The organism is Kytococcus sp. Marseille-QA3725 (genome assembly GCF_054950055.1).
Map to the genome: position 1 here is coordinate 584,425 of NZ_JBUCLA010000001.1, position 22,473 is coordinate 606,897.

The 22,473-nt window shown below is 72.8% G+C and carries 17 protein-coding genes; 13 read left to right on the top strand and 4 right to left on the bottom strand.

Annotated elements, in window-relative coordinates:
* Positions 1-8: 8 nt before the first annotated feature.
* The 3 genes from ACY8FT_RS02645 to ACY8FT_RS02655 form a co-directional block, all read right to left on the bottom strand.
* Entirely contained in the window at positions 9-1,331 is a 1,323-nt protein-coding gene (locus tag ACY8FT_RS02645; protein WP_462418383.1) for a short-chain fatty acid transporter, read from the bottom strand.
* 235 nt (positions 1,332-1,566) lie between these two features.
* The gene (locus ACY8FT_RS02650; RefSeq protein WP_462418384.1) at positions 1,567-3,999 is read right to left on the bottom strand and encodes a DNA gyrase/topoisomerase IV subunit A; all 2,433 of its coding nucleotides are present in this window, start codon (positions 3,997-3,999) and stop codon (positions 1,567-1,569) included.
* Between the two features lie 586 nt (positions 4,000-4,585).
* Positions 4,586-6,349 carry an AMP-binding protein gene (locus tag ACY8FT_RS02655; RefSeq protein WP_462417397.1) on the bottom strand — a complete coding sequence of 588 codons (1,764 nt, stop codon included), beginning with the start codon at positions 6,347-6,349 and terminating at the stop codon, positions 4,586-4,588.
* 98 nt (positions 6,350-6,447) lie between these two features.
* Here ACY8FT_RS02655 and ACY8FT_RS02660 point away from each other — a divergent pair, with 98 nt between their 5' ends.
* The 4 genes from ACY8FT_RS02660 to ACY8FT_RS02675 are packed head-to-tail and all read left to right on the top strand — an operon-like array spanning position 6,448 to position 11,520.
* Entirely contained in the window at positions 6,448-8,943 is a 2,496-nt protein-coding gene (locus ACY8FT_RS02660; RefSeq protein WP_462417398.1) for a bifunctional acetate--CoA ligase family protein/GNAT family N-acetyltransferase, read from the top strand.
* A gap of 50 nt (positions 8,944-8,993) precedes the next feature.
* Positions 8,994-9,596 (top strand): DUF5998 family protein, encoded by a 603-nt coding sequence (locus ACY8FT_RS02665; RefSeq protein ID WP_462417399.1) that lies wholly within the window; start codon positions 8,994-8,996, stop codon positions 9,594-9,596.
* An 11-nt stretch (positions 9,597-9,607) separates the two neighbouring features.
* Positions 9,608-10,834 carry an alkaline phosphatase family protein gene (locus ACY8FT_RS02670; RefSeq protein WP_462417400.1) on the top strand — a complete coding sequence of 409 codons (1,227 nt, stop codon included), beginning with the start codon at positions 9,608-9,610 and terminating at the stop codon, positions 10,832-10,834.
* 2 nt (positions 10,835-10,836) lie between these two features.
* On the top strand, positions 10,837-11,520 hold the full coding sequence (locus ACY8FT_RS02675; protein ID WP_462417401.1) for a thymidine kinase: 684 nt from the start codon (positions 10,837-10,839) through the stop codon (positions 11,518-11,520).
* Positions 11,521-11,575: 55 nt separating this feature from the next.
* On the opposite strand, the gene sepH is transcribed toward ACY8FT_RS02675, so the two are convergent.
* Positions 11,576-12,535, bottom strand: coding sequence for a septation protein SepH (sepH, locus tag ACY8FT_RS02680; protein ID WP_462417402.1), 960 nt, complete (start codon positions 12,533-12,535; stop codon positions 11,576-11,578).
* Between the two features lie 201 nt (positions 12,536-12,736).
* On the opposite strand from sepH, the gene ACY8FT_RS02685 reads away from it, so the two are divergent.
* The 9 genes from ACY8FT_RS02685 to ACY8FT_RS02725 all read left to right on the top strand — a co-directional run bounded on the left by ACY8FT_RS02685 (position 12,737) and on the right by ACY8FT_RS02725 (position 22,329).
* Positions 12,737-13,372 (top strand): trimeric intracellular cation channel family protein, encoded by a 636-nt coding sequence (locus tag ACY8FT_RS02685; RefSeq protein WP_462417403.1) that lies wholly within the window; start codon positions 12,737-12,739, stop codon positions 13,370-13,372.
* A complete protein-coding gene (locus tag ACY8FT_RS02690) occupies positions 13,369-14,523 on the top strand; it encodes a ferrochelatase (protein ID WP_462417404.1) in 1,155 nt (384 codons plus the stop codon). Before ACY8FT_RS02685 ends, ACY8FT_RS02690 begins: the two co-directional genes overlap by 4 nt.
* Positions 14,524-14,551: 28 nt before the next feature.
* On the top strand, positions 14,552-15,445 hold the full coding sequence (locus ACY8FT_RS02695; protein WP_462418385.1) for an inositol monophosphatase family protein: 894 nt from the start codon (positions 14,552-14,554) through the stop codon (positions 15,443-15,445).
* Between the two features lie 113 nt (positions 15,446-15,558).
* The gene (locus ACY8FT_RS02700) at positions 15,559-15,855 is read left to right on the top strand and encodes a DUF4193 domain-containing protein (protein WP_462417405.1); all 297 of its coding nucleotides are present in this window, start codon (positions 15,559-15,561) and stop codon (positions 15,853-15,855) included.
* Between the two features lie 4 nt (positions 15,856-15,859).
* A complete protein-coding gene (gene dut / locus ACY8FT_RS02705) occupies positions 15,860-16,324 on the top strand; it encodes a dUTP diphosphatase (protein WP_462417406.1) in 465 nt (154 codons plus the stop codon).
* Between the two features lie 40 nt (positions 16,325-16,364).
* Entirely contained in the window at positions 16,365-17,264 is a 900-nt protein-coding gene (locus ACY8FT_RS02710) for a DUF3710 domain-containing protein (protein ID WP_462417407.1), read from the top strand.
* Entirely contained in the window at positions 17,261-17,974 is a 714-nt protein-coding gene (locus tag ACY8FT_RS02715; RefSeq protein WP_462417408.1) for a DUF3159 domain-containing protein, read from the top strand. The genes ACY8FT_RS02710 and ACY8FT_RS02715 overlap by 4 nt, the downstream gene beginning before the upstream one ends.
* 10 nt (positions 17,975-17,984) lie before the next feature.
* Complete coding sequence (locus tag ACY8FT_RS02720; RefSeq protein ID WP_462417409.1) at positions 17,985-19,277, top strand: class I SAM-dependent RNA methyltransferase; 1,293 nt, start codon at positions 17,985-17,987, stop codon at positions 19,275-19,277.
* Positions 19,278-19,488: 211 nt separating this feature from the next.
* The gene (locus ACY8FT_RS02725; RefSeq protein ID WP_462417410.1) at positions 19,489-22,329 is read left to right on the top strand and encodes an aconitate hydratase; all 2,841 of its coding nucleotides are present in this window, start codon (positions 19,489-19,491) and stop codon (positions 22,327-22,329) included.
* Positions 22,330-22,473 lie beyond the last annotated feature (144 nt).

Below are 22,473 nucleotides of genomic sequence, written 5' to 3' on the forward strand. Positions count from 1 at the left end.
CGGGGCGGTCAGACGCCGGTGCCCACCAACAGCATCGTGGCGATGAAGACCACGCCGGTGGCCAGCAGGATCATCGTCGTGTAGCCGAGGATGTCGCGGATCCTCAGCCCGGCGATGGCCAGCAGCGGCAGCGCCCAGAAGGGCTGGATCATGTTGGTCCACTGGTCTCCGTAGGAGACCGCCATGATCGCGACCGAGGGGTCCACGCCCATGCGCTCGGCGGCGTCCAGCAGGATCGGGCCCTGCACGGCGATCTGGCCGCCACCGGAGGGGACGAAGAAGTTCACGAGGCCCGCGGAGAGGAAGGCCAGCACCCCGAAGGTCTGCGGGGTGGAGGTGTTCACCACGGTGTCCGACAGCACGGTGATGAGCCCGGTGCCGGCCATGATGCCCATGATCCCGGCGTAGAGCGGGAACTGCAGCAGGATCTCGCCCACGTTGGAGGCGGCCTCCTGCACCAGCTCCACGAGCTCGAACGGGTTGCGCACCAGCAGCAGGATGAGGGCGAGGAAGCTCCAGTTCACGACGTCCAGGGTGAGCGTGCCGCCGTGGCCGAAGTGGAGCACCAGGTAGGCCACGAGGACCAGGCCGAGCACCAGGGTGGTGACGCGGGAGGCGTCCACCGCGTCGGCGGGCGTCTCGACCTCCCAGGTGGTGCGGGCCTCCTCGGCCTTCTGCTCGGGCATCTCGATCACGTGCTCACCGCCCTTGGGGGCCATGAGGGCCACCGTGACCAGGATGGCCAGCAGGGCGACCGCGGCGGCGGTCATGTTCCACCAGCTGAAGGTCGTCTCGGTGATCGGGATGGTGTGGCCCAGCTGCTTCGCCACGAACGAGTCGTCCGTGGCGGCGGTCAGGGGTGCCGAGCCGGAGTAGCCCATGTGCCAGATGGACATGCCGGTGTACCCGGTGGCCACCAGCAGCGGGTAGTGCAGCCGGTCACCGCGCAGGCGCGCCTGGGCCGCGACCTCCTTGCCGAGCAGGGCACCGACGACCAGGCCCAGCCCCCAGGTCAGGAGGGTGGCCAGACAGGTGATCAGGGCCACGAAGACGTACGGCATCACCCGGCCGCGGGGGATGCGCGCCAGGGCCCGCAGGCCCGCCTGCACCGGCCCGGTGTGGGCCAGGACGTGGCCCAGCATGAGCACCAGTGCCATCTGGGTGATGAAGGCCAGCAGATCGGCCAGCCCGTCACCCCAGGCGGTGACGACCTTCGCCGGGCCGGAGTCGGTGAGCAGCAGGGCGGCGAGCATCACCACGAATGTGAGGACGATCGCGAACACCAGCGACGAGGGGATGAAGCGCTCGACGAGGTGGTTCACCGGGCCCATGAGCCGGCCACCGGGGGAGCGGCGCGGTGCGGAAGTCTGTGGGGTGGCGGCAGGGCTGGACACGGAGCCTCCGGGCGGGGTCGGGATCACGGACCCGGACAGTATGAGTGGTGTGGCTCACATGCCAGTGGGGCGTGGCGGGGGCGTGACCGAGTCGTGACCCGGCGCGGGTGGGTGCGGCCGGCGGTGAGGAGGTTCAGGGCCCGAGGAGGCCCGGGCCCTGGGCCGCCCCCGGTCAGCCGACGGCGGCCACCGCCGAGGCCGTGGCGGTTCCGGACCCGTCGCGACGCTCGGTCGGCTCGGGCAGCTCCACCGCCGCGCCGGTGCCGTCGACGGCCCGCGGGTCCACGCCCACCCAGGCGAGCACGAGGGCGTCCTCGCCGCGCAGGAAGCGGTGGCAGCGCACGCCGCCGGTGGCGCGCCCCTTGGTCGGGTAGGCCGCCAGCGGGGTCACCTTCACCGAGCCGCCCGAGCCCGGCAGAGCGCCGGCGGACCCGGCGACCGTGACGACCACGGGCGCGGGGGCGTCGTCCAGCGCGCCGGCGTCACCGTCGTCCTCGCCCACGGCCGGCACCGCGGCGAACGCGAGCGCGCGCGTGCCCTCGGGCAGCTTCACACCGGCCACGCCACCGCCGCTGCGGCCCTGCGGGCGCACCAGGGAGGCCGAGTAGCGCAGCAGCGACCCGGCATCGGTGACGAACACGAGGTCCTCCTCGCCGGTGGCCAGCTCGCAGGCGCCCACCAGCTCGTCCCCGTCGGCCAGGCTGATGGCCTCCATCTCGTCCTTGCCGGAGGGATAGTCCGGCTTCACCCGCTTGACCACGCCGCCGGCCGTGCCCAGAGCGAGGCCGGCCGAGCCCTCGACATCGTCCACGCGCACCAGGGCCAGCGGGCGCTCGCCGGTGGCCAGGTCGGTGAACGCCGCCAGGGGAGCGCCCCCGGAGAGCCCGAGGGAGTCGCTGGCCGGCAGCCCGGGCAGGTCCACCACCGACAGCCGCACCAGTCGCCCGGCCGAGGTCACCAGGCCCACCGTGCCCCGGGCCGTCGTGGCCACCACGGACGCGACGGCGTCGTGCTGCGCCCGCGAGCCGCCGCTCGGGCGCAGGTCGGTGGGGGAGAGGACGGGGGTCTCGGCGCTCTCGGTGGTCCGCGGCATCCGGGCCACGAGCCCGGTGGACGAGAGCACCACGGTCACCGGGTCGTCGGCCACCTCCAGCGGGGCGGCCGGCGTCATGGCGGCCGCGGCCTCGCTCTCCAGCAGCACGGTGCGGCGCGGGGTGCCGTGCTCCTTGGCCACGGCCGCGAGCTCGTCGCCCACCACGCGGCGCAGCTTCGCCTCGTCGGCCAGGATCGCCTCCAGCTCGGCGATCGCGGCCTGCAGGTCGTCGCGCTCGGTCTCCAGCTCGATGCGGGAGAACTTCGTCAGTCGCCGCAGCTGCAGCTCCAGGATGTAGTTGGCCTGCGCCTCGGAGAGGTCGAAGACCTGCTGCAGCTTCTCGCGGGCCTCGGCGCTGTCGTCCGAGGAGCGGATGAGCTGGATGACCTCGTCGATGTCGAGGATCGCGATGAGCAGCCCCTCGACCAGGTGCAGCCGGTCGCGCCGCTTGCCCAGGCGGTGCTCGGTGCGGCGGCGCACCACGTCGCAGCGGAAGTCGACGTAGACCTGGAGGGCCTCCTTGAGCCCCAGCGTGCGCGGCTGCCCGTCCACCAGCGCCACGGTGTTGATGCCGAAGGACTCCTCCATCGGCGTCTGCTTGTACAGCTGGGCGAGCACGGCCTCGGGGTTGAAGCCGTTCTTGATCTCGATGACCAGCTGCAGGCCCTTGTGCCGGTCGGTGAGGTCCTTGACGTCGCTGATGCCCTGCAGCTTCTTGGCCTGCACCTGCGTCTTGAGCTTGGCGATGACCTTCTCCGGGCCCACCAGGTAGGGCAGCTCGGTGACGACGATGCCCTTGCGCCGCGGGGTGACGTTCTCGATGGAGACCTTTGCCCGCGTCCTGAACGAGCCGCGGCCGGTGCGGTAGGCGTCGCGGATGCCGTCCAGGCCGACGATGCGACCGCCACCGGGCAGGTCGGGTCCGGGGACGAAGCGCATGAGGTCCTCGACGCCTGCGTCCGGGTGCTCGAGGAGGTGCCGGGCGGCGGCGACGACCTCGCCGAGGTTGTGCGGGGCGATGTTCGTGGCCATGCCCACCGCGATGCCCGAGGCGCCGTTGACCAGCAGGTTCGGGTAGGCCGCCGGCAGCACGTCGGGCTGCAGCAGCTGGTCGTCGTAGTTGGGCACCATGTCGACGGTGTCCTCGTCGAGCGTCTGCGTCATGAGCAGCGCCGCGGGAGCCATGCGCGCCTCGGTGTAGCGGCTGGCGGCCGGCCCGTCGTCCAGGGAGCCGAAGTTGCCGTGCCCGTCCACCACCGGCACCCGCATCGTGAACGGCTGGGCCAGGCGCACCAGGGCGTCGTAGATGGCCGAGTCGCCGTGCGGGTGGTACTTGCCCATGACCTCGCCGACCACGCGCGAGGACTTCACGTACCCCTTGTCCGGGCGCAGCCCCAGCTCGTCCATCCCGTACAGGATGCGGCGCTGCACCGGCTTGAGGCCGTCGCGGGCGTCCGGGAGGGCCCGGGAGTAGATCACCGAGTAGGCGTACTCCAGGAACGCCGAGCTCATCTCCTCGGCGACGTCGATGTCGATGACCGTGTCGGCCACCTGCGTGGGCTCTGCGGGCTTCTCGGACTTCTTGGGCACGAGCCACATGATGCGTCATCGGCCCGGGGCGGCGGCGGACCGGCACGCACGCGCACGCGGTGGGGTCGTGCGACCAGACGCCCCGGGGTGAGGTGCGGCCCGACGCCCAGGCACGTGATCGGCCCGGGGCAGCCGCGCGACCCGACGCGGTGCGGCAGGTGCGGCGTTCGTGGTTCGGGGCCTCGTGGCGTGTCAGATGAGGGGCTCGTGTGTGGGGAGGCGGTCGAGCTGGGCGAGGGCTGATCCAGTTGGCCCGGGTGTGGTCCGGTTGGCCGGGGTGTGGTCCTGAAGCGTGGTGAGTGCACCCGGGCCAGAGGGCGCAAACCCGGGACAAGGTGCTCAACCCCGGGTGAGCGGCACCCCGCCGGTCGCACGCGAAGGGCTCACCGGTGCACCACGCACACGACCGAGGCGCGCCCGCGTGGCCGCGACACACCACCCGCACACGACGGCGCCCCGCCTGCCGCAGCAGACGGGGCGCCGGGAGACCGGGCGCGCGCCGGGCGCCTCAGCCCTTGAGGTTCGGGAAGTCGCTCTCCCAGAACTCCCACTCGCTCGCGCGCTCGGTCGGGTCGTCGCCGACCGGGTGGAACTCGTTCTCGCGGGCCTTGAGGTCCACGCGGCGGATCTTGCCCGAGACCGTCTTGGGCAGCTCGCCGAACTCCAGGCGCCGCACCCGCTTGTAGGGGGCCAGGTTGGCGCGGCAGTAGGCCAGGATCGACTCGGCGATCTCCTTGCTCGGCTCGGTGCCCTCCACCAGCACGACGTACGCCTTCGGCACCGACAGACGGGTCGGGTCCGGCGAGGGCACGACGGCCGCTTCGGCCACCAGCTCGTGCTCGATGAGCACCGACTCCACCTCGAACGGGCTGATGCGGTAGTCGCTCGCCTTGAACACGTCGTCCGCACGGCCCACGTAGGTGATGTAGCCGTCCTCGTCGCGCACGGCCACGTCACCGGTGCGGTAGGCGCCGTCGCGCATCGCGGTGGCGGTCTTCTCCTCGTCGCCGTGGTAGCCGACCATCAGCCCGATGGGGCGCCCCTTCGGCCCCTCCAGGCGCAGACACAGCTCGCCCTCCTCGCCGGGCTCGGTGAGCTCCGCGCCCGTGGCCTGGTCGAGCAGCACCACGTCGTAGCCCGGCAGCGGGCGCCCCATCGAGCCCGGCTTGAGCGGGCGTCCCGGCGCGTTGCCGATCTGGGCGGTCGTCTCGGTCTGGCCGAAGCCGTCGCGGATGGTGACGCCCAGCCCCTTCTCGACCGCGCGGATCACCTCCGGGTTCAGCGGCTCACCGGCGCCCACCATCTCGCGGATGCTGAGCTTCTCGCGCCAGGCGGCGAGGTCCTGCTGGATGAGCATGCGGTAGACGGTCGGCGGCGCGCAGAAGGTGGTCGCGCCCTCGTCGGCCAGCACCTGCAGCAGGGTCGCGGCGTCGAAGCGCGGCTGGTTGACCACCAGGATCGTGGCATCCGCGGACCACGGCGTGAACAGCGAGCTCCAGGCGTGCTTGGCCCAGCCGGGGGAGGAGATGTTGACGTGCACGTCGCCCGGGCGCAGGCCCACCCAGAACATCGTCGACAGCGCGCCGTAGGTGTAGCTGGTGTGGGTGTGCTCCACGAGCTTCGGCGCCGAGGTGGTGCCGGAGGTGAAGTAGAGCAGCATCGTCTCGTCGGCCCGGGTCGGTGCCTCGGGGGTGAAGTCGGCGCTCGCGGAGGCGAAGTCCTCCAGCCGCAGCCAGCCCTCGGGGGTCTCGCCCTCGCCGCAGACGGCGATCCTCGTGTAGTCGCCCTCGACGCGGGCGAAGGTCTTGTCCTCCACCGCGTTGGTGATGACGTGCTTGACCCTGCCGCGGGCGACGCGGTCGGTCAGGTCCTCCGGCGTCAGCAGCGTGGTGGCCGGGATGACCTGCGCGCCGAGCTTGATGGCGCCGACCATCACCTGCCACAGCTCGGTCTGGTTGCCGAGCATCACCAGCACGCGGTCGCCCCGCGCCACGCCCTGCTCGCGCAGCCAGTTGGCCATCTGCGAGGAGGTGCGGGAGATCTCCGCCCAGGTGAGCTGGTGGGTGCGGGTGCCGTCCTTGAGGACGTCGATGATGCGCAGGGCCGGCTCGTCGGCACGGGGACCGGCCCCGACGGCGTCGATGTGGTGCAGGCCCCAGTTGAACTCGGTCGGGCGGGGCATCACGAAGGCGTCGACTGTGGCGTCGTCCGCGTCGTGGAGTGCCAGCACGGCGTCACGGGCGGCCTGGAACTGGGCGGTGGGTGTCTCCATGAAGACAACCTAGCGGGTGGGTGACCGGCGTCACACGGCGGGTCGGTCGTGCGCCGCCTGGCCCGCTGGCGGGCGCCCTGCACTGCCATAGTGGAGGCATGGAAGACACCGCCCCCACCCGCGACCAGATCAGGGCCGAGCGGGCTGCGACCTGGGAGGCCGATGTCGTCCTCCGGGACGGCGCCGTGGCCCACGTGCGCCCCATCACCCCGGACGACCGGGAGAAGCTCGCGGCCTTCCACCGGGCCCAGTCCGAGCGCTCCCGGTACCTGCGCTTCTTCGCCACCATCCCCGAGCTCTCCTCGCGGGACCTGGACCGGTTCACGCAGGTGGACCAGGACCAGCGGGTGGCCCTGGTGGCGGAGATCGGTGGCGAGATCATCGCGATCGCCCGCTTCGATCGGATCGACCCCACCACCGCCGAGGTCGCCTTCAACGTCGCCGACGCCCACCAGGGGCGGGGCCTGGGGTCGGTGATGCTGGAGCACCTCGCGGCCATCGGTGACGAGCTCGGCCTGGGGCGCTTCACGGCCGACGTGCTGCCGGAGAACCGGCAGATGATGAACGTCTTCACCGAGGCCGGCTACGAGGTCGGGCACCGCTTCGAGGACGGCGTCATCGCGGTCTCCTTCGACATCGAGCCCAACGAGACCTCCCGGCAGGTGCGCGAGGCTCGCGAGCAGCGTGCCGAGGCGCGGTCGATGAGCCGCGTGCTCCGGCCGGAGTCGGTCGTGATGATCGGTGTCTCCCGCCGCCCGGAGACGATCGGCCACCGGGTGCTGGAGGAGATCGTCGCCGGTGACTTCCGGGGGCGGCTCGAGGTGGTGCACCCGGAGGTGCCGGAGCTGCTGGGCATCGCCACCACGCCCGACGTGCGCGAGGTCGAGGGGCCGGTGGACCTGGCGATCATCGCCCTGCCGGCGGAGAAGGTGCACGAGGTGGTGGCCGACTGCGCCGCGATCGGCGTGCGCTCGGTGCTGGTCGTCTCCGCGGGCTTCGCCGAGTCCGGCCCGGAGGGGGTGAGGCGCCAGCGCGAGCTGCTGCGCCTGGTGCACTTCCACGGCATGCGGCTCGTGGGCCCGAACTCCTACGGCCTGAGCAACTCCTCGCCGGAGGTGTCCCTCAACGCCACGATCGGCGCCCCCTCGGTGCGCGGCCACTTCGGCCTGTTCGCCCAGTCCGGGGCGCTGGGTGCCTCGGTGACGCAGATGGCGCGGCAGCGCGGTGTCGGGCTGTCCACCTTCGTCTCGGCGGGCAACCGCGCCGACGTGTCCGGCAACGACGTCATGCAGTACTGGACCGACGACGAGGAGACCACCGCCGTCGGCCTCTACCTGGAGACCCTCGGCAACGCGCGCAAGTTCTTCCGCATCGCCCAGAGCCTGTCGGCCAAGAAGCCGATCATCGCCATCAAGTCGGGCACCTCCGGCTACGGCGTGCCGCCGGGCCACCTGATCCGCCGCAGCCGGACGCGCCCCGAGGCGCTGGACGCGATGCTGCGCCAGAGCGGCATCATCCGCGTCTCCAACCTGCACCAGATGTTCAACATCGCCCAGCTGGTGTTGCACCAGCCGCTGCCGGCCGGGCGAGGGGTCGCCATCGTCGGCAACTCGAGCTCGCTGGCCGCCCTGGCTGCGGACGCGTGCGTGGGCTGGGGGCTGGAGATGGCCCGTGAGCCCGCCTCGCTGGCGCACGACGCGTCGATGGAGGAGATCGCCGAGGCACTCACGGTGGCCTTCGAGGACCCCGCGGTGCACTCGGTGCTCGCGGTGTTCATCCCGCCGCTGGTGGGGGACGGCAGCGACCTGGCCCGCACCGTCGGCCGGGTGGCGCTGGAGCACGAGAAGCCCTGCCTCACCACGATGACCGGGATGGACGGCCTGGACGAGACCCTCTCGGCCAGCAAGGACACCCCGGACGGGCCGGTCACCGAGGTGGTGCCCTCCTACATGACGCCGGAGGACGCGGTGCGCGCCCTGAACGCCGTCGAGCGCTACGCGGCCTGGCGCCGCAGCTCCCGCGGCGAGCTGGTGACGCCCGAGGGGATCACCTGGCAGACGATCGACGCCGCCAAGGAGATCGCGACCGACGCGCTGCTCTCGGCCCCCGCGGGGCGCGAGCTGCGTCCCGAGGAGCTCACGGACCTGCTCGAGCAGGTAGGCATCGAGTACACCGGTGACACCCGGGGCGAGCCGGAGACGGGGTGGCCGCAGGACATCGCGCCGGTGGTGGTCTCGGCGGTGGAGGACCCGCTCTTCGGCCCGGTCGTCTCGCTGCGCTTCCACGGCCGCACGGCCGACCTGCTGGGCACGCCGTCCTACCGGGTGCCGCCGCTCACCGACGCCGACGTCAGCGACCTGGTGGAGTCCCTTCAGGGCAGCCGCCTGTTCACCACCCGCGCGGTGGACCGGGGTGCGCTGGAGGACCTCGTCACCCGCGTCTCGGTGCTCGCCGACGCGGTGCCGGAGCTCGCCGAGCTGCGGCTGAGCCCGGTGGAGGTGCGCCAGAGCGGCCTGGTCGTGCACGGGGCCCGGGCGGTGGTGCGCCGTCCTGAGGCCCGGCAGGACGCCGGGCGGCGCAGCATCACGCGCTGAGCGGTACCGCACGCCGCGGAGGCGTCGGTGGTGGGTGGCAGGATGAGCCCATGCTTGGACGCCACCACGACGCGCACGTCCCCGCGGCGACGCTGCCGCGGGACCTGACCGACGACATCGAGTCCGCCGGGTACTACCCGGAGCTGGTCGCCGACGTGGTGGCCACGGCGGTGGCGGGTCAGGAGGTGCAGGCGCACCTGGTGCACCAGGAGGCGACCTTCGACACCGAGACGGTCCGCCGTCACCTCACCGTGCTGGTGCTCACCCCCGGCCGGCTGGTCATCGCGCACGCCGACGACCGCGAGGCCGAGCACGTGGAGTCCGCACCGCTGGCCATGGCCACCACGGAGACGGTGCCGCTCTCGCGCCTGCGCGGGGTCGTGCTCTCGCACGTCATGGCGAACCCGGAGGAGTACCGCCCCGGTAGCCTCGGCCGCGAGGTCACCCTGACGCTCGGGTGGGGTGCGATCAGCCGCCTGGACCTCGTGCCGGCCCAGTGCGCGGACCCGCAGTGCGAGGGCGACCACGGGTACGAGGGGACCGTGGCCAGCGACGACATCTCGCTGCGCGTCAGCGGTGAGGTCTCCGGGGCGCACGCGGTGGAGCGGGCGCTCGAGTTCGCACGGGCCGTCCAGGCCGGCCTCGGGCGCTGAGGCAGGTACCCGTGACACACCCGCTGCTGACCACCGACCGCCCCGACCCGGCCCTGGGCTACGGCCCGTCCGGCCTGGCCTCGCTCTTCGCCAGCCTCGGCGCCTCGCTGGGGGTGGACCTGCCCGGTGTCCCGGTACGCGAGCTCCCACCGGTCCACGGGGTGGTGAGCGTGCTGCTCGACGGCCTGGGCTGGACCGGGCTGGAGCGCTACGCCGGGCACGCGCCCTTCCTGCGCTCGCTGCTGCACGACCCGGAGCGCAGCGCCCCGGCCGTCTGCGGGTTCCCGAGCACGACGGCGGTCTCGCTGGCGACGCACGCCACCGGCCTGCCGCCGGCGGTGCACGGGCACGTCGGCTACGCGGTGCGCGACCCGCGGACCTCGACCGTGTTCAACCACCTGAGCTGGAAGGAGGGGCCGGACCCGCTCACCTGGCAGCAGCAGCCGACCCTGTTCGGGCGCCTAGCCGACGCCGGCGTCCGGGTGGTCCGGGTGGGGCAGAAGAAGTTCGCGACCTCGGCGCTCACCCGGGCAGCCCAGCGCGGTGGCACCTACCAGCCGGCCGACGGGCTGCAGAACTGGACCGCCGCGGGGTTGGACCTCGCCCGGCGGGCCAGCCGCTCCGAGCCGACGGCGGCCTACCTCTACTGGCCCGTGCTCGACCAGATCGGGCACGCGCAGGGCCCCGGGGCGGTGGACTGGACCAGTGCCCTGGAGCAGGTGGACGCCGCGCTGCGCGAGCTCGTCGAGGGCCTGCCGTCCGGGGTCCACTTCTCGCTGACCGCCGACCACGGGATGCTCGGCATCGACCCCGCCGGTGCGCTGCGCACCGACGAGCCGGAGCACGCCCACCTGGTGCAGGGCGTGGCCGCCGTGGCCGGTGACCCGCGGTGCCGCTTCCTGTACCTGCCGCGGGCCGACGAGTCGCCCGAGGGCAGGCAGGGTGAGCCGGACGCCGGACAGCTCGACGAGCTGTTGGCCGCCTGGCGCGAGGCCGCGGGGCCGGCCGCCGCGGTCGTCTCGCGCACCGAGGCCGTGGAGTCCGGCTGGTTCGGCGAGGGGATCAGCACGGAGAACCTCTCCCGCATCGGGGACATGCTCGTGGTGGCGCTGGACGCCGAGTTCCTGGCCTTCGTGCCCGGCCCGGACAGCACGGGGCAGATGTCCCTCAAGGGCTGGCACGGCGGGCTGCACCGCGAGGAGCTGCTGGTGCCCGACGTCCTCGTCCCGGCGCGCTGAGCATGGCCGAGCTCGCGTTCTTCACGGGCACGATGGACTGCGGCAAGTCCACGCTCGCCCTGCAGATGGACCACAACCACCGGGCGCGCGGTCGTCATGGGCTGGTGTTCACCTCGCACGATCGTGCTGGCGAGGCCACCGTCAGCTCCCGGCTGGGGCTGCAACGCGAGGCGCTGGAGGTGCACCCGGAGCTCGACTTCTTCGCGATGGTGGTGGCCGAGGCCAGCAAGGGGCGGGCCGTCCACTACCTGATCTGCGACGAGGCGCAGTTCTACACCGCCGAGCAGGTGGAGCAGTTGGCCCGCCTCGTCGACGAGTTGGACATCGACGTCTTCGCCTTCGGGATCACCGCGGACTTCCGGGCGCAGCTCTTCCCTGGCAGCAAGCGACTGCTCGAGCTCGCCGACCGCACGCACCTGCTGCAGGTGGAGGCGCTGTGCTGGTGCGGTCGGCGGGCCACGCACAACGCGCGCGTGGTGGACGGCCACATGGTGGTCGAGGGGGATCAGGTGGCCGTGGGCGACGTCGCCGGCGGGGAGGCCCCGGTACCGGTGGTCGAGTACGAGGTCCTGTGCCGACGTCACTTCATGCGGCGCATGACCTCGCACGTCGCGAAGGTCGCCTCGCCCGAGGGGGAGCTGCTGCCCTTCGACCTCGACGTCTGCGCCGTGCCACCGCGACGCTGAGACGTGAGCGGGGCCCAGTGGCCCGCCGCGCGGGGGAGCGCAGCGGGCCGGGCCGTCAGCCCTTCGAGCCCCCGAACATGATGTCGTCCCAGCTGGGCACCGAGGGACGTCCCTTGCGCCCGCGGCTGCTGCGCTGCCGCGGTGCGATCGGCGGCTCCGGCGCGGGCTCGGCCGGGGCCTCGTCGGCGCCCTGCGGCTCGGCGGCCCCGTCGGGCGCGCCCTCGGAGGAGTCCCGGGATCCGCTGTCGGCCACGGGCTGCTCGCCAGTGGTCCCCTCGGCCGGTCCACCGTCCTCGGGGCTGTCCTCGGCCAGGTGGTCGCCGGCGCGCAGGGGTCGGTCGTGACCGGCGCCGGTGCGCGTCGCGTGGCTCACCGGCTCGTGGCCACCGGCGGGCGATCCCGCCGACGGGCCGTTCGGCGCGGAGGAGCCCCGGGAGCCGTCGTCGAAGGCGTCGTCCTCCTCGGTGCTCAGCCACCGGGCCTCGTCGTCCTGCGGGGTCAGGGCGGAGGTGAGCGCGTCGAAGTGCCAGACCGCCTGTCGGGTGCGACCGCCGGCCTCGAAGGAGAGGCTCACCGTCCACGGGCCGCCGTCCGGGCGCCACGCGTCCCACCAGGCGTCGTCGGGGCGCAGGCCCCGCATCACCAGGCGCTCCTTCGCCCGCTTCTCCAGCGTGGGGGAGGGACCGCGCCCGAAGGCCGGCAGGTAGGCGCCCCGGGCCAGTGCGGCGACGTGCTCGCGCTCGGCCAGGATCGGCACCTCGTAGCGGGCGACCTTGTCCAGGTCCCAGCCGGACATGTCGGCCACCTGCTCGGCGCTCGCTCCGGCCCGGATCATCGCCTGCACCTCGCGCGGCGTCACCGCGGTGGGCGCCTCGGTGGTCGTGCGCTCGGGGCGCCGGTGCAGCGCCGCGGTCAGCGCGGAGGTCACGGCCACCCGGTACTGGGTGCCGTCCTCGGACCGCAGCAGCAGGTTGGCCCCGGAGTCGTCGACCCCGAGGAAGGTGAGCTCGTCCATCTCCACTCCTCGCCTTCGGCCCCGTCACCGCGACGCGGCCGAGGTGTGCCTTGTGCGCCTGCGCGTCCTTCACCGGGGACACGGGGTCACAGCGGCGGCGCAGGGCAGGTTCCATCGCACCATGCCACGCCCGGCGCCCTCGCACCGGGTACCACGCCGCCGGTGACCCTCCCGGGCCGTCGTGCGACCTACCATGTGGCGGTGTACCCCTTCGAACCGACGACGGCGCTGCTGATGGACCTGCTCGGTACCTTCGCGTTCGCCGTGTCCGGGGCGCTCGTCGGCGTGCGGCGGGGGCTGGACCTGGTGGGGATCCTCGTCCTGGCGTGGCTGACGGGCTTGGGCGGCGGCACCATCCGCGACGTGCTCATCGGCTCCGTCCCGCCGGTGGGGGTCTCCGACTGGCGCATGGTCTCCACCGCCCTGACCGCGGGGCTGCTCATCTTCGTGCTGCACGGGGCGATGGACCGCGTCCAGCGCCCGATCCGCGTGCTGGACGCGGTGGGGCTGGCCTTCTTCTGCGTGTCCGGCACCCTCAAGGCCACCAGCTTCGAGGTCTCCGCGGTCACGGCGGTCTTCGTGGGCACGCTCACCGCCGTCGGCGGGGGTGTGATGCGCGACGTCGTGGCCGGGCAGGTCCCCGAGCTCCTGCGTCGCGAGCTGTACGCCCTGCCGGCCCTGCTGGGGTCGGTCCTGACCGTCCTGGCCCACGAGTCCCACCTGACCACGCCGCTGGTGGTCTGGGCCGTCGTGGCCCTGGTGTTCGGAATCCGGATGGCGGCCATCCGGTTCGACTGGCACGCACCCCGAGCCCTCTCGACAGGAGATCCTCGATGACGCAATCGTCCCTGGCCCCCTACGACGCGATCCTGCTGACCTCGTTCGGCGGACCCGAGGCGCCCGAGGAGGTGCTGCCCTTCCTGCGGCGTGTGACGGCCGGTCGTGACATCCCCGATGAGCGGCTCGAGGAGGTGGGCGCCCACTACCACCACTTCGGCGGGCGCAGCCCGATCAACGACCAGAACCGTGCGCTGCGGGCCGAGCTCGAGGCCGAGCTGGCGCGCCGCGGGCTGGACCTGCCGGTGCTCTGGGGGAACCGCAACAGCCCGCCCTTCCTGGCGGACACGGTCGCGGAGGCTGCCGGAGCCGGTCGGCGTCGGCTGCTGGCCCTGACCACGAGCGCCTACGCCAGCTACTCGAGCTGTCGGCAGTACCGGGAGAACCTCGCGCAGGCGGTCATCGAGAACCACGAGGCCGGCGGGGAGCCGGTGCTCGTGGACAAGGTTCGTCCCTACGCCCACGCGCCGGGCTTCTCGGCGACGAACTCCCACCTGGTGACCGAGGCCGTGCGGGGACTGCTCGCGGACCACGACGCCGGGGAGGTCGCGGTGGTGATGGTGACCCATTCCATCCCCGTGTCGATGGACGAGACCTCCGGCCCCGGGGACAGCGACGGCGAGGTCTACCAGCGCCAGCACGAGCAGCTGACCGGGGCGATCGAGGACGAGCTGGAGGCCACCTTCGGGGTGTCGCTGCGCACCGACCTGACCTATTGCTCGCGCTCGGGAGCGCCCCACCACCCCTGGCTGGAGCCGGACGTCAACGACCACCTGCGCACGCTGGCGGCCGAGGGCTTCCGGGCCATCGCGGTGGCCCCCGTCGGCTTCGTGAGCGACCACATGGAGGTGGTCTACGACCTGGACGTGGAGGCGACGCAGACGGCCAGCGAGCTCGGGCTGGCCATGGTGCGGGTGCCCACCGTCGGGGTGGACCGGCAGTTCGTCAGCGGTCTCGTCGACCTGCTGGAGGAGCGGGCCGCCGAGGAGCGCGGCGAGGCCGTGCAGCACCGGCAGTGGCCGCCGTCGCCGGCCATGCCCTCGCGGTGCGCCCCCGGCTGCTGTCCCAACCTGCGTCGGGCCCTGCCGGCCCTGTGCGGCGACCCCGCCGAGCAGCCGGACTGGTACCGGGAGCAGGCCGACGCCTCCTGAGGTGCACGAGGAGAGGACGGTGCAGTACATGGACACGGACACGAGCCGGCAGGGGCCCGAGCTGCCCGGCCCCGACGAGGTCGACGCGCTCCGCGGGATCGCGGCGCGACTGGCCCGGGAGGCCGGGAGCCGGCTGCTGCGCTCACGCCCCGAGCGGGTGCGCGTGGAGGCCACCAAGTCCACCGCCACGGACGTGGTCACCGCGGCCGACCGGGAGAGCGAGCAGTGGCTGCGGCAGGAGCTCGCCCGACTGCGGCCGGGGGACGCGGTGCTGGGGGAGGAATACGGCGACGCCCCGGACGCCACCGGGGTCGGTGACGCGGCTCCTGCCCCGACCGGCCTGACCTGGGTGCTCGACCCGATCGACGGCACGGTCAACTATCTCTACGACCTGCCGGCCTGGGGCGTCTCGGTCGCCTGCGTCGTGGGCGACCCGGATCGGCCGGGCGCCTGGCGTCCCGTCGCGGGTGCCGTCAGTGCCCCGGTCTGGGGTGAGCTCTTCCACGCCGGGCTCGGACGGGGCGCCGTGGCCGAGCTGGCCGACGGCACGACCGCGGACCTGGCGGTCAGCACCTGCCCGGATCCGGGGCAGGCCCTGGTGGGCACCGGCTTCGGCTACGCGCAGGAGCGCCGTTGGGAGCAGGGCAGGGTGGCCGCGGCGCTCCTGCCGCAGGTCCGCGACCTGCGGCGCATGGGATCGGCGGCCATCGACCTGTGCTGCGTGGCGGCCGGGCGCCTGGACGCCTACTACGAAGCCGGTACCCAGGTGTGGGACCACGCGGCCGGGCTGCTCGTGGTCACCGAGGCCGGCGGGAGCGTCAGCGGTCTCGGCGAGACCGCGCCGGGTGATCCGATGGTGGTCGCCGGCGGGCCGACGACGGCCGGCTGGCTGCACGGCGAGCTGCTGCGGCTGGAGGCCTGAGGGACACGGGGAATTCCGCTGGCTGGTGCGGTGTTGCAAATTGTCCGCGGATGGTGCACAGTCCGCGTGCCGCGCCGGCCCGGTGCGGCGTCCCGTGACCCGAGGAGATCGCTGTGGCGACCGATTACGACGCTCCGCGCAAGAACGATGACGACATCGAGGCAGACTCGATCGAGGAGTTGAAGAATCGTCGCGGTGACACGACCTCCGGCAACGTCGACGTCGACGAGACCGAGCAGGCCGAGGGCTTCGAGCTCCCGGGTGCGGACCTCTCCAGCGAGGAGTTGTCGGTCCGCGTGCTGCCCACGCAGACCGACGAGTTCACCTGCGGCTCCTGCTTCCTGGTGCACCACCGCAGCCAGCTGGCCGAGGAGAAGAACGGCCAGCTGATCTGCACCGAGTGCGTCTGACCCGATGACGACGACCCCGGCGTCCTCCGCACCCCTGCGCGTCGCCCGCCTGACCCCGGCGGCGACGCTGCCCACCCGGGCGCACGCGGACGACGCCGGGGTCGACCTGTACGCGGCCGAGGAGCTGGTGCTGGGCCCGGGGGAGCGGGCGCTGGTGGGCACCGGGATCGCGGTCGCCCTGCCGACCGGGACGGTCGGCCTTGTGCACCCGCGCTCCGGGCTCGCCGCGCGCCACGGAATCACCGTCCTGAACGCCCCCGGCACCGTGGATGCGGGGTACCGCGGTGAGGTCCGGGTGTGCCTGCTCAACACCGACCCGGCCGCAGCGTTTACGGTGAGGGTCGGGGACCGCGTCGCCCAGCTGCTCGTGCAGCAGGTGGAGCTGCCCCCCATCGAAGAGGTCGGGGACGTGAACCGGCTGGGCGCCACCGACAGGGGCACCGGCGGCCACGGCTCCACCGGGCGCTGAGCCCGGCCACCTGCAGCACCGACGAGGAGACACCGAGGTCATGGCACTGTTCAAGCGGTCCCGCAACGAGCGCGACGAGGCGCCCGCGTCCTCGACCCCCGGGGTGCGGGGCGCGGACCTCTCCGACGACGAGCTCCACGAGCTCGGTCTCTCCGCCGACGAGGTCGACCGCATGGGCGGTCTGGAGGCGCTCCTGGACACCCCGGAGGAGCAGCCCGCCGTGGCCGAGGAGCTGCCGCGGGAGGCCGAGCAGATGGAGCCCGCCCAGCGGGACATGCTCCGGGCGGAGTCCGAGGAGGCCGCCGCGCTGGGGCTGCCGCGTCCGACGGGGCTGCGCTCGACGGGGCCGTACGACTCCACCGAGGTCCCCTCGCCGCGCAACCGCGTGGAGATGGGCTCCATCTGGGTCCCGGGCATCGCCGGTATGCAGATGCGTCTGGAGACCGACCGCGCCACCGGGGCCGTGACGGCCGTGAACGTGCTGCTGGGCGACTCCAACCTGCAGCTGCAGGCCTACGCCGCCCCGATCAGCGGTGGCCTGTGGGACGAGATCCGCACCGGGCTGGTGGAGGGGCTGGAGAAGTCCGGCAGCCATGGCGCGGTCGTCGAGGGCCCGCTGGGCTCGGAGATCCACGCCCGCATGCCGCGCACCGGCCAGCTCGGCGACGGACAGGGCAAGGCCAGGACCGCACCGGTTCGCTTCGTGGGGGTGGACGGGCCGCGCTGGTTCCTGCGCGCCGTCATCTCGGGCCCCGCCGCCGTGGACCGCGAGAAGGCCGGGCTCATGTACGCACTCATCAAGGCCACGGTCGTCCACCGCGACGACGTCCCGCGCGAGCCCCGCTCGCTGCTTCCCCTGCACCTGCCCTCGGAGTCCCCCGAGGACGGGTCGATGGGCGCCCGCAGCCAGCCGCGCGGTGGGTCCGCGTCCGCCGGATGACGACGCATACCCCGGAGGCGGTGGAGGACACCGTCGAGGCGGTCATCCGCCACCGGCTGGCCGACGCCCTGGGCGGCTGGCGCGGCTCGCTGGAGAGCGCGCTGCCGACGGTCGCCTTCGTCGTCTGGTGGCTGGTCCGGGAGGACCTCCGGGGTGCCGTGATCGCCTCGGTCGTCGTGCTCGCTGTCCTCGCCGTCGCCCGGCTCGTCGCCGGCGGCTCGATGCGCTACCTGGGCGCCTCGGTCTTCGCCACCGCGCTGGCCGCCTTCTTCGCGCTGCGCTCGGGCGAAGCCCAGGACGCCTTCCTGCCCGGCATCCTCATGTCGGCCGGCTGGGGTCTGGTGACGCTGCTGTCGATCCTCCTGCGTTGGCCCGTCATCGGGTTCCTCGTCGCACTGGGCGACCCCGGGTTCGAGGCGGACCCCGCCGGCTGGCGTCGTTCCCGGGCGATGGTGCGCGTCTGCTCCCGCCTCACGTGGGTGCTGGTGGCGCTCTACGCGGTGCGGGTGGTCGTCATGCTGCCGCTCTACCTGGCGGAGAACGTCGCGGCCCTCGGAGTGGCCAAGATCGTCATGGGCTGGCCGCTCTACCTCGTGGCGGTGGCCGTCATGGTGCTGCTGCTGGTGGCCGGGCGCACCGCCGTCGACGGGGCGGTGGGGGCTGCTCCCGCCGACCCCGCGGCGGACCGCCCGGGGGCCGCGCGCCCCTAGACTCCCGGCCATGTCGCGCCGAGGGAACCGTCCGTCGCCCGAGCAGCAGGACCTGGTCGGCACGCGCGTCGTGCTGGACGTGGGGGAGATCGCCCACGGCGGACACTGCGTCGCCCGCACCGAGCAGGGGCAGGTCGTCTTCGTCCGGCACGCACTGCCGGGGGAGCAGGTCGAGGCGGTCGTCACCGAGGGGGGCTCCACCAGTCGCTTCCTCCGCGCCGACGCCGTCGAGGTGCACCGGGCCTCCCCGGACCGCCGGCGGGCCCCCTGCCGGTACGCCGGCCCGGGCGGGTGCGGTGGGTGCGACCTGCAGCACGCGACCCCCGAGGCGCAGCTCGAGCTCAAGCGCGACGTGCTGGTGGGTCAGCTGCGCCGGCTGGCGCACCTCGAGCCGCCGGTCGAGATGCGCGCGCTGCCCGACGGGGACGGGCCGGCCGGTCTGCGCTGGCGCACCCGGGTGGAGTTCACCACGGACCGCTCCGGGGTGCCCGGCCTGCGGCGCCACCGCAGCCACGAGGTCGTGCCGGTGCAGGACTGCCTCATCGCCACCGAGGCCGTGGTGGAGGCCGTGGCCCCGGGCACCCCGCGGGAGCACGGGGTGCGGGGTGTCGACGTGGTCGATCCCGCCGGGTCGCCCGCGGTCGCCGTGGAGCTGGGGGAGCGGGGCCGGGTCCTCGGTCAGGAGCCCACCGTGGAGGAGCGCACCGCCTCCCCGGAGGGGGACCCGCTGCCCGTGCGGCTCGGGGCGCGAGGCTTCTGGCAGGTGCACCCGGCCGCGGTGCCCACCTACGTGCAGCACGTGCTGGCCGAGACGGCCCCACGGCCGGGGGAGCGTGTGTGGGACCTGTTCAGCGGCTCCGGCGCGTTCACCGTCCCGCTGGCGCTGGCCGTCGGCCCCACCGGCGAGGTCCTCGCCGTCGAGGGGCACGAGCCCGCCGTCGACGCCTGCGCGGCGGCGCTGGAGGAGCACGCCCCCGGGACGCCGGCCGACCTGCTGGTCGGCGACGTCGCGGAGTCGCTGGCGCAGTGGGACGGCGGGGTGCCGGACCTGGTGGTGCTCGACCCGCCCCGGGCCGGTGCCGGCCGGGCGGTGATGCAGGCCGTGCACGACAGCGGCGCCTCCCGGGTCGCCTACGTGGCCTGCGACCCGGCCGCTCTGGCACGCGACCTGGGGACTGCCGTGGAGATCGGCTGGGATGTGGTGCGGGTCGTCGGCTTCGACGCCTTCCCGAACACCCACCACGTCGAGGCCATCGCGACGCTGCGCCGCCCGGGAGCCCCCGGTGACGGGGCCGCGGTCTGATAGTCTCTTGACGTCAAGATAAAACTTCGAAGTCATCCACGCCCGCCGTCCCCCCAAGGGCGGCCTCGGTGGACCCGCTGCGGGTCCCCGTCACAGAATGGATGGCGAAGGCAGTGCCTCCTCCCTGCGTGACGGGGGTGCTGGACCACCACCGTCGCCGGGTCGCACACCACCTGTGCGGGCTGCGGGCGGCACGACGAAGGGATTGGTTGTGAGCGACAGCTTCGGAGCCAAGTCGACCCTGAAGGTCGGCAGCAACGAGTACCAGATCCACCGCATCAAGGACGTCGAGGGCCTCGAGGGTGCCTCGAACCTGCCCTACAGCCTCAAGGTGCTGCTCGAGAACCTCGTGCGCACCGAGGACGGCGAGAACATCACCGCCGAGCACATCAAGGCCGTCGCCGACTGGGACGAGAACGCCGACCCGAGCGTCGAGATCCAGTACACGCCGGCCCGCGTGATCATGCAGGACTTCACCGGTGTGCCCTGCATCGTGGACCTGGCCACCATGCGCGAGGCGATGGCCGACCTGGGCGGTGACGCCACCCGGATCAACCCGCTCGCACCGGCCGAGCTGGTCATCGACCACTCCGTCGTGATCGACGTCTTCGGCAACGCCCAGGCGTTCGAGAAGAACGTCGAGATCGAGTACCAGCGCAACGAGGAGCGCTACCAGTTCCTGCGCTGGGGCCAGACCGCCTTCGAGGACTTCAAGGTCGTTCCCCCGGGCACCGGCATCGTCCATCAGGTGAACATCGAGCACCTGGCCCGCACCGTCATGACCCGTGAGATCGACGGCCAGCAGGTCGCCTACCCGGACACCTGCGTGGGCACCGACTCGCACACCACCATGGTCAACGGCCTGGGCGTGCTCGGCTGGGGCGTCGGCGGCATCGAGGCCGAGGCCGCGATGCTCGGCCAGCCGGTCTCCATGCTCATCCCGCGCGTCGTCGGCTTCAAGCTCTCCGGCCAGATCCCGACCGGCGCCACCGCCACCGACGTGGTGCTCACGATCACCGAGATGCTCCGCGAGCACGGCGTGGTCGGCAAGTTCGTTGAGTTCTACGGCGAGGGCGTCGGTGCCGTGCCGCTGGCCAACCGCGCCACGATCGGCAACATGTCGCCGGAGTTCGGCTCCACCGCGGCGATGTTCCCGATCGACGAGGTCACCCTGGACTACCTGCGCCTGACCGGTCGCTCCGAGGACCAGGTGGCCCTCGTCGAGGCCTACGCCAAGGAGCAGGGCATGTGGCACGACCCGGCCAACGAGGCCCGCTACTCCGAGTACCTGGAGCTGGACCTGTCCACCGTGGTGCCCTCGATCGCCGGCCCGAAGCGCCCGCAGGACCGCATCGCGCTGTCCGACGCGAAGGCCGCCTTCCGCGAGGAGCTGCCGAACTACGTCGCCTCCGACGAGGTCACCCCGGCCGACCAGATGGCCAGCGAGGCGGACGTCGCCTCCGCGCTGTCCTTCCCGGCCAGTGATGCCCCGGCCATCGACGGCCAGTCCGACCAGGACGCCGAGGCCGAGCGCCCTGCCGCCCCGGGCAAGGACGCCGACCCGGCCGCGGGCCGTCCGTCCAAGAAGGTCGAGGTCACCCTGGCCGACGGCACGACCACCGAGCTGGACCACGGTCACGTGGCGATCGCCTCGATCACCTCCTGCACCAACACCTCGAACCCTTCGGTGATGATGGCCGCCGCCATGCTGGCCAAGAACGCCCACGAGAAGGGCCTGCAGCGCAAGCCGTGGGTCAAGACCTCGATGGCGCCGGGCTCGCAGGTCGTCACCGGCTACTACGACAAGACCGGCATGTGGCCGCACCTGGAGGCCCTGGGCTTCTACCTGGTCGGCTACGGCTGCACCACCTGCATCGGCAACTCCGGTCCGCTGCCGGAGGAGGTCAGCCAGGCGGTCAACGACAACGACCTGAGCGTCGTCTCGGTCCTCTCGGGCAACCGCAACTTCGAGGGCCGCATCAACCCCGACGTGAAGATGAACTACCTGGCCTCCCCGCCGCTGGTGGTCGCCTACGCGCTGGCCGGCACCATGGACTTCGACTTCGAGAACGAGGCGCTGGGCCAGGACCAGGACGGCAACGACGTCTTCCTGAAGGACATCTGGCCGGACGCCGACGAGGTGGAGAAGGTCATCTCCGAGGCGATCACCACCGAGATGTTCACCCAGGACTACTCGGACGTCTTCGAGGGCGACGAGCGCTGGAAGTCGCTGGAGACCCCCGAGGGCGACACCTTCGAGTGGGACGACGAGTCGACCTACGTCCGCAAGCCCACCTTCTTCGACGGCATGGAGAAGGACCCGGAGCCGGTGGCCGACATCTCCGGTGCCCGCGTGCTGGCGCTCCTGGGCGACTCGGTCACGACCGACCACATCAGCCCCGCCGGTGCGATCAAGGCCGACAGCCCGGCCGGGAAGTACCTGCAGGAGCACGGCGTCGACCGCAAGGACTTCAACTCCTACGGCTCGCGTCGCGGCAACCACGAGGTCATGGTCCGCGGCACCTTCGGCAACATCCGCCTGAAGAACCTGCTGCTGGACGACGTCTCCGGCGGCTTCACCCGGAACTTCCTGGCCGGTGGCGAGCAGACCACCATCTTCGAGGCCTCCGAGGCCTACGCCGAGGCCGGTGTGCCGCTGGTGATCCTGGCCGGCAAGGAGTACGGCACCGGTTCCTCGCGCGACTGGGCCGCCAAGGGCACCCGCATGCTGGGCGTCAAGGCCGTCATCGCCGAGAGCTTCGAGCGCATCCACCGCTCCAACCTCATCGGCATGGGCGTGCTGCCGCTGCAGTTCCCGGAGGGCGAGTCCGCCGGGTCGCTGGGGCTGGACGGCACCGAGACCTTCGAGGTGGAGGGCATCACCGCGTTCAACGACGGCGAGACCCCGAAGACCCTGAAGGTCACCGCCCGCAAGGACGGCGGCGAGGAGACCACCTTCGACGCCGTGGTCCGCATCGACACCCCCGGTGAGATGCAGTACTTCCGCAACGACGGCATCCTGCAGTACGTGCTGCGCTCGCTGGCAGCCTGACCGGCCGGCACCGGGTGGGTCCGTCCCGCCCGGTGCCGCCGTCACGTCGACGCCCGTCCACCGCACCCGGTGGGCGGGCGTCGTGCGTGCGTCGTTCGGCGAGGTCGTCGGTTCCGGGCGATATCGTGACGCGGTCACACCCGC

What these genes read in the sequence shown, in the direction of transcription:
- ACY8FT_RS02645 (WP_462418383.1), bottom strand. Translation starts at nt 1,331, where the DNA reads ATGGGCCCGGTGAACCACCTCGTCGAGCGCTTCATCCCCTCGTCGCTG.
- ACY8FT_RS02650 (WP_462418384.1), bottom strand. Translation starts at nt 3,999, where the DNA reads ATGAGCTCGGCGTTCCTGGAGTACGCCTACTCGGTGATCTACTCCCGG.
- ACY8FT_RS02655 (WP_462417397.1), bottom strand. Translation starts at nt 6,349, where the DNA reads ATGGAGACACCCACCGCCCAGTTCCAGGCCGCCCGTGACGCCGTGCTG.
- ACY8FT_RS02660 (WP_462417398.1), top strand. Translation starts at nt 6,448, where the DNA reads ATGGAAGACACCGCCCCCACCCGCGACCAGATCAGGGCCGAGCGGGCT.
- ACY8FT_RS02665 (WP_462417399.1), top strand. Translation starts at nt 8,994, where the DNA reads ATGCTTGGACGCCACCACGACGCGCACGTCCCCGCGGCGACGCTGCCG.
- ACY8FT_RS02675 (WP_462417401.1), top strand. Translation starts at nt 10,837, where the DNA reads ATGGCCGAGCTCGCGTTCTTCACGGGCACGATGGACTGCGGCAAGTCC.
- sepH (WP_462417402.1), bottom strand. Translation starts at nt 12,535, where the DNA reads ATGGACGAGCTCACCTTCCTCGGGGTCGACGACTCCGGGGCCAACCTG.
- ACY8FT_RS02690 (WP_462417404.1), top strand. Translation starts at nt 13,369, where the DNA reads ATGACGCAATCGTCCCTGGCCCCCTACGACGCGATCCTGCTGACCTCG.
- ACY8FT_RS02695 (WP_462418385.1), top strand. Translation starts at nt 14,552, where the DNA reads ATGGACACGGACACGAGCCGGCAGGGGCCCGAGCTGCCCGGCCCCGAC.
- dut (WP_462417406.1), top strand. Translation starts at nt 15,860, where the DNA reads ATGACGACGACCCCGGCGTCCTCCGCACCCCTGCGCGTCGCCCGCCTG.
- ACY8FT_RS02710 (WP_462417407.1), top strand. Translation starts at nt 16,365, where the DNA reads ATGGCACTGTTCAAGCGGTCCCGCAACGAGCGCGACGAGGCGCCCGCG.
- ACY8FT_RS02715 (WP_462417408.1), top strand. Translation starts at nt 17,261, where the DNA reads ATGACGACGCATACCCCGGAGGCGGTGGAGGACACCGTCGAGGCGGTC.
- ACY8FT_RS02720 (WP_462417409.1), top strand. Translation starts at nt 17,985, where the DNA reads ATGTCGCGCCGAGGGAACCGTCCGTCGCCCGAGCAGCAGGACCTGGTC.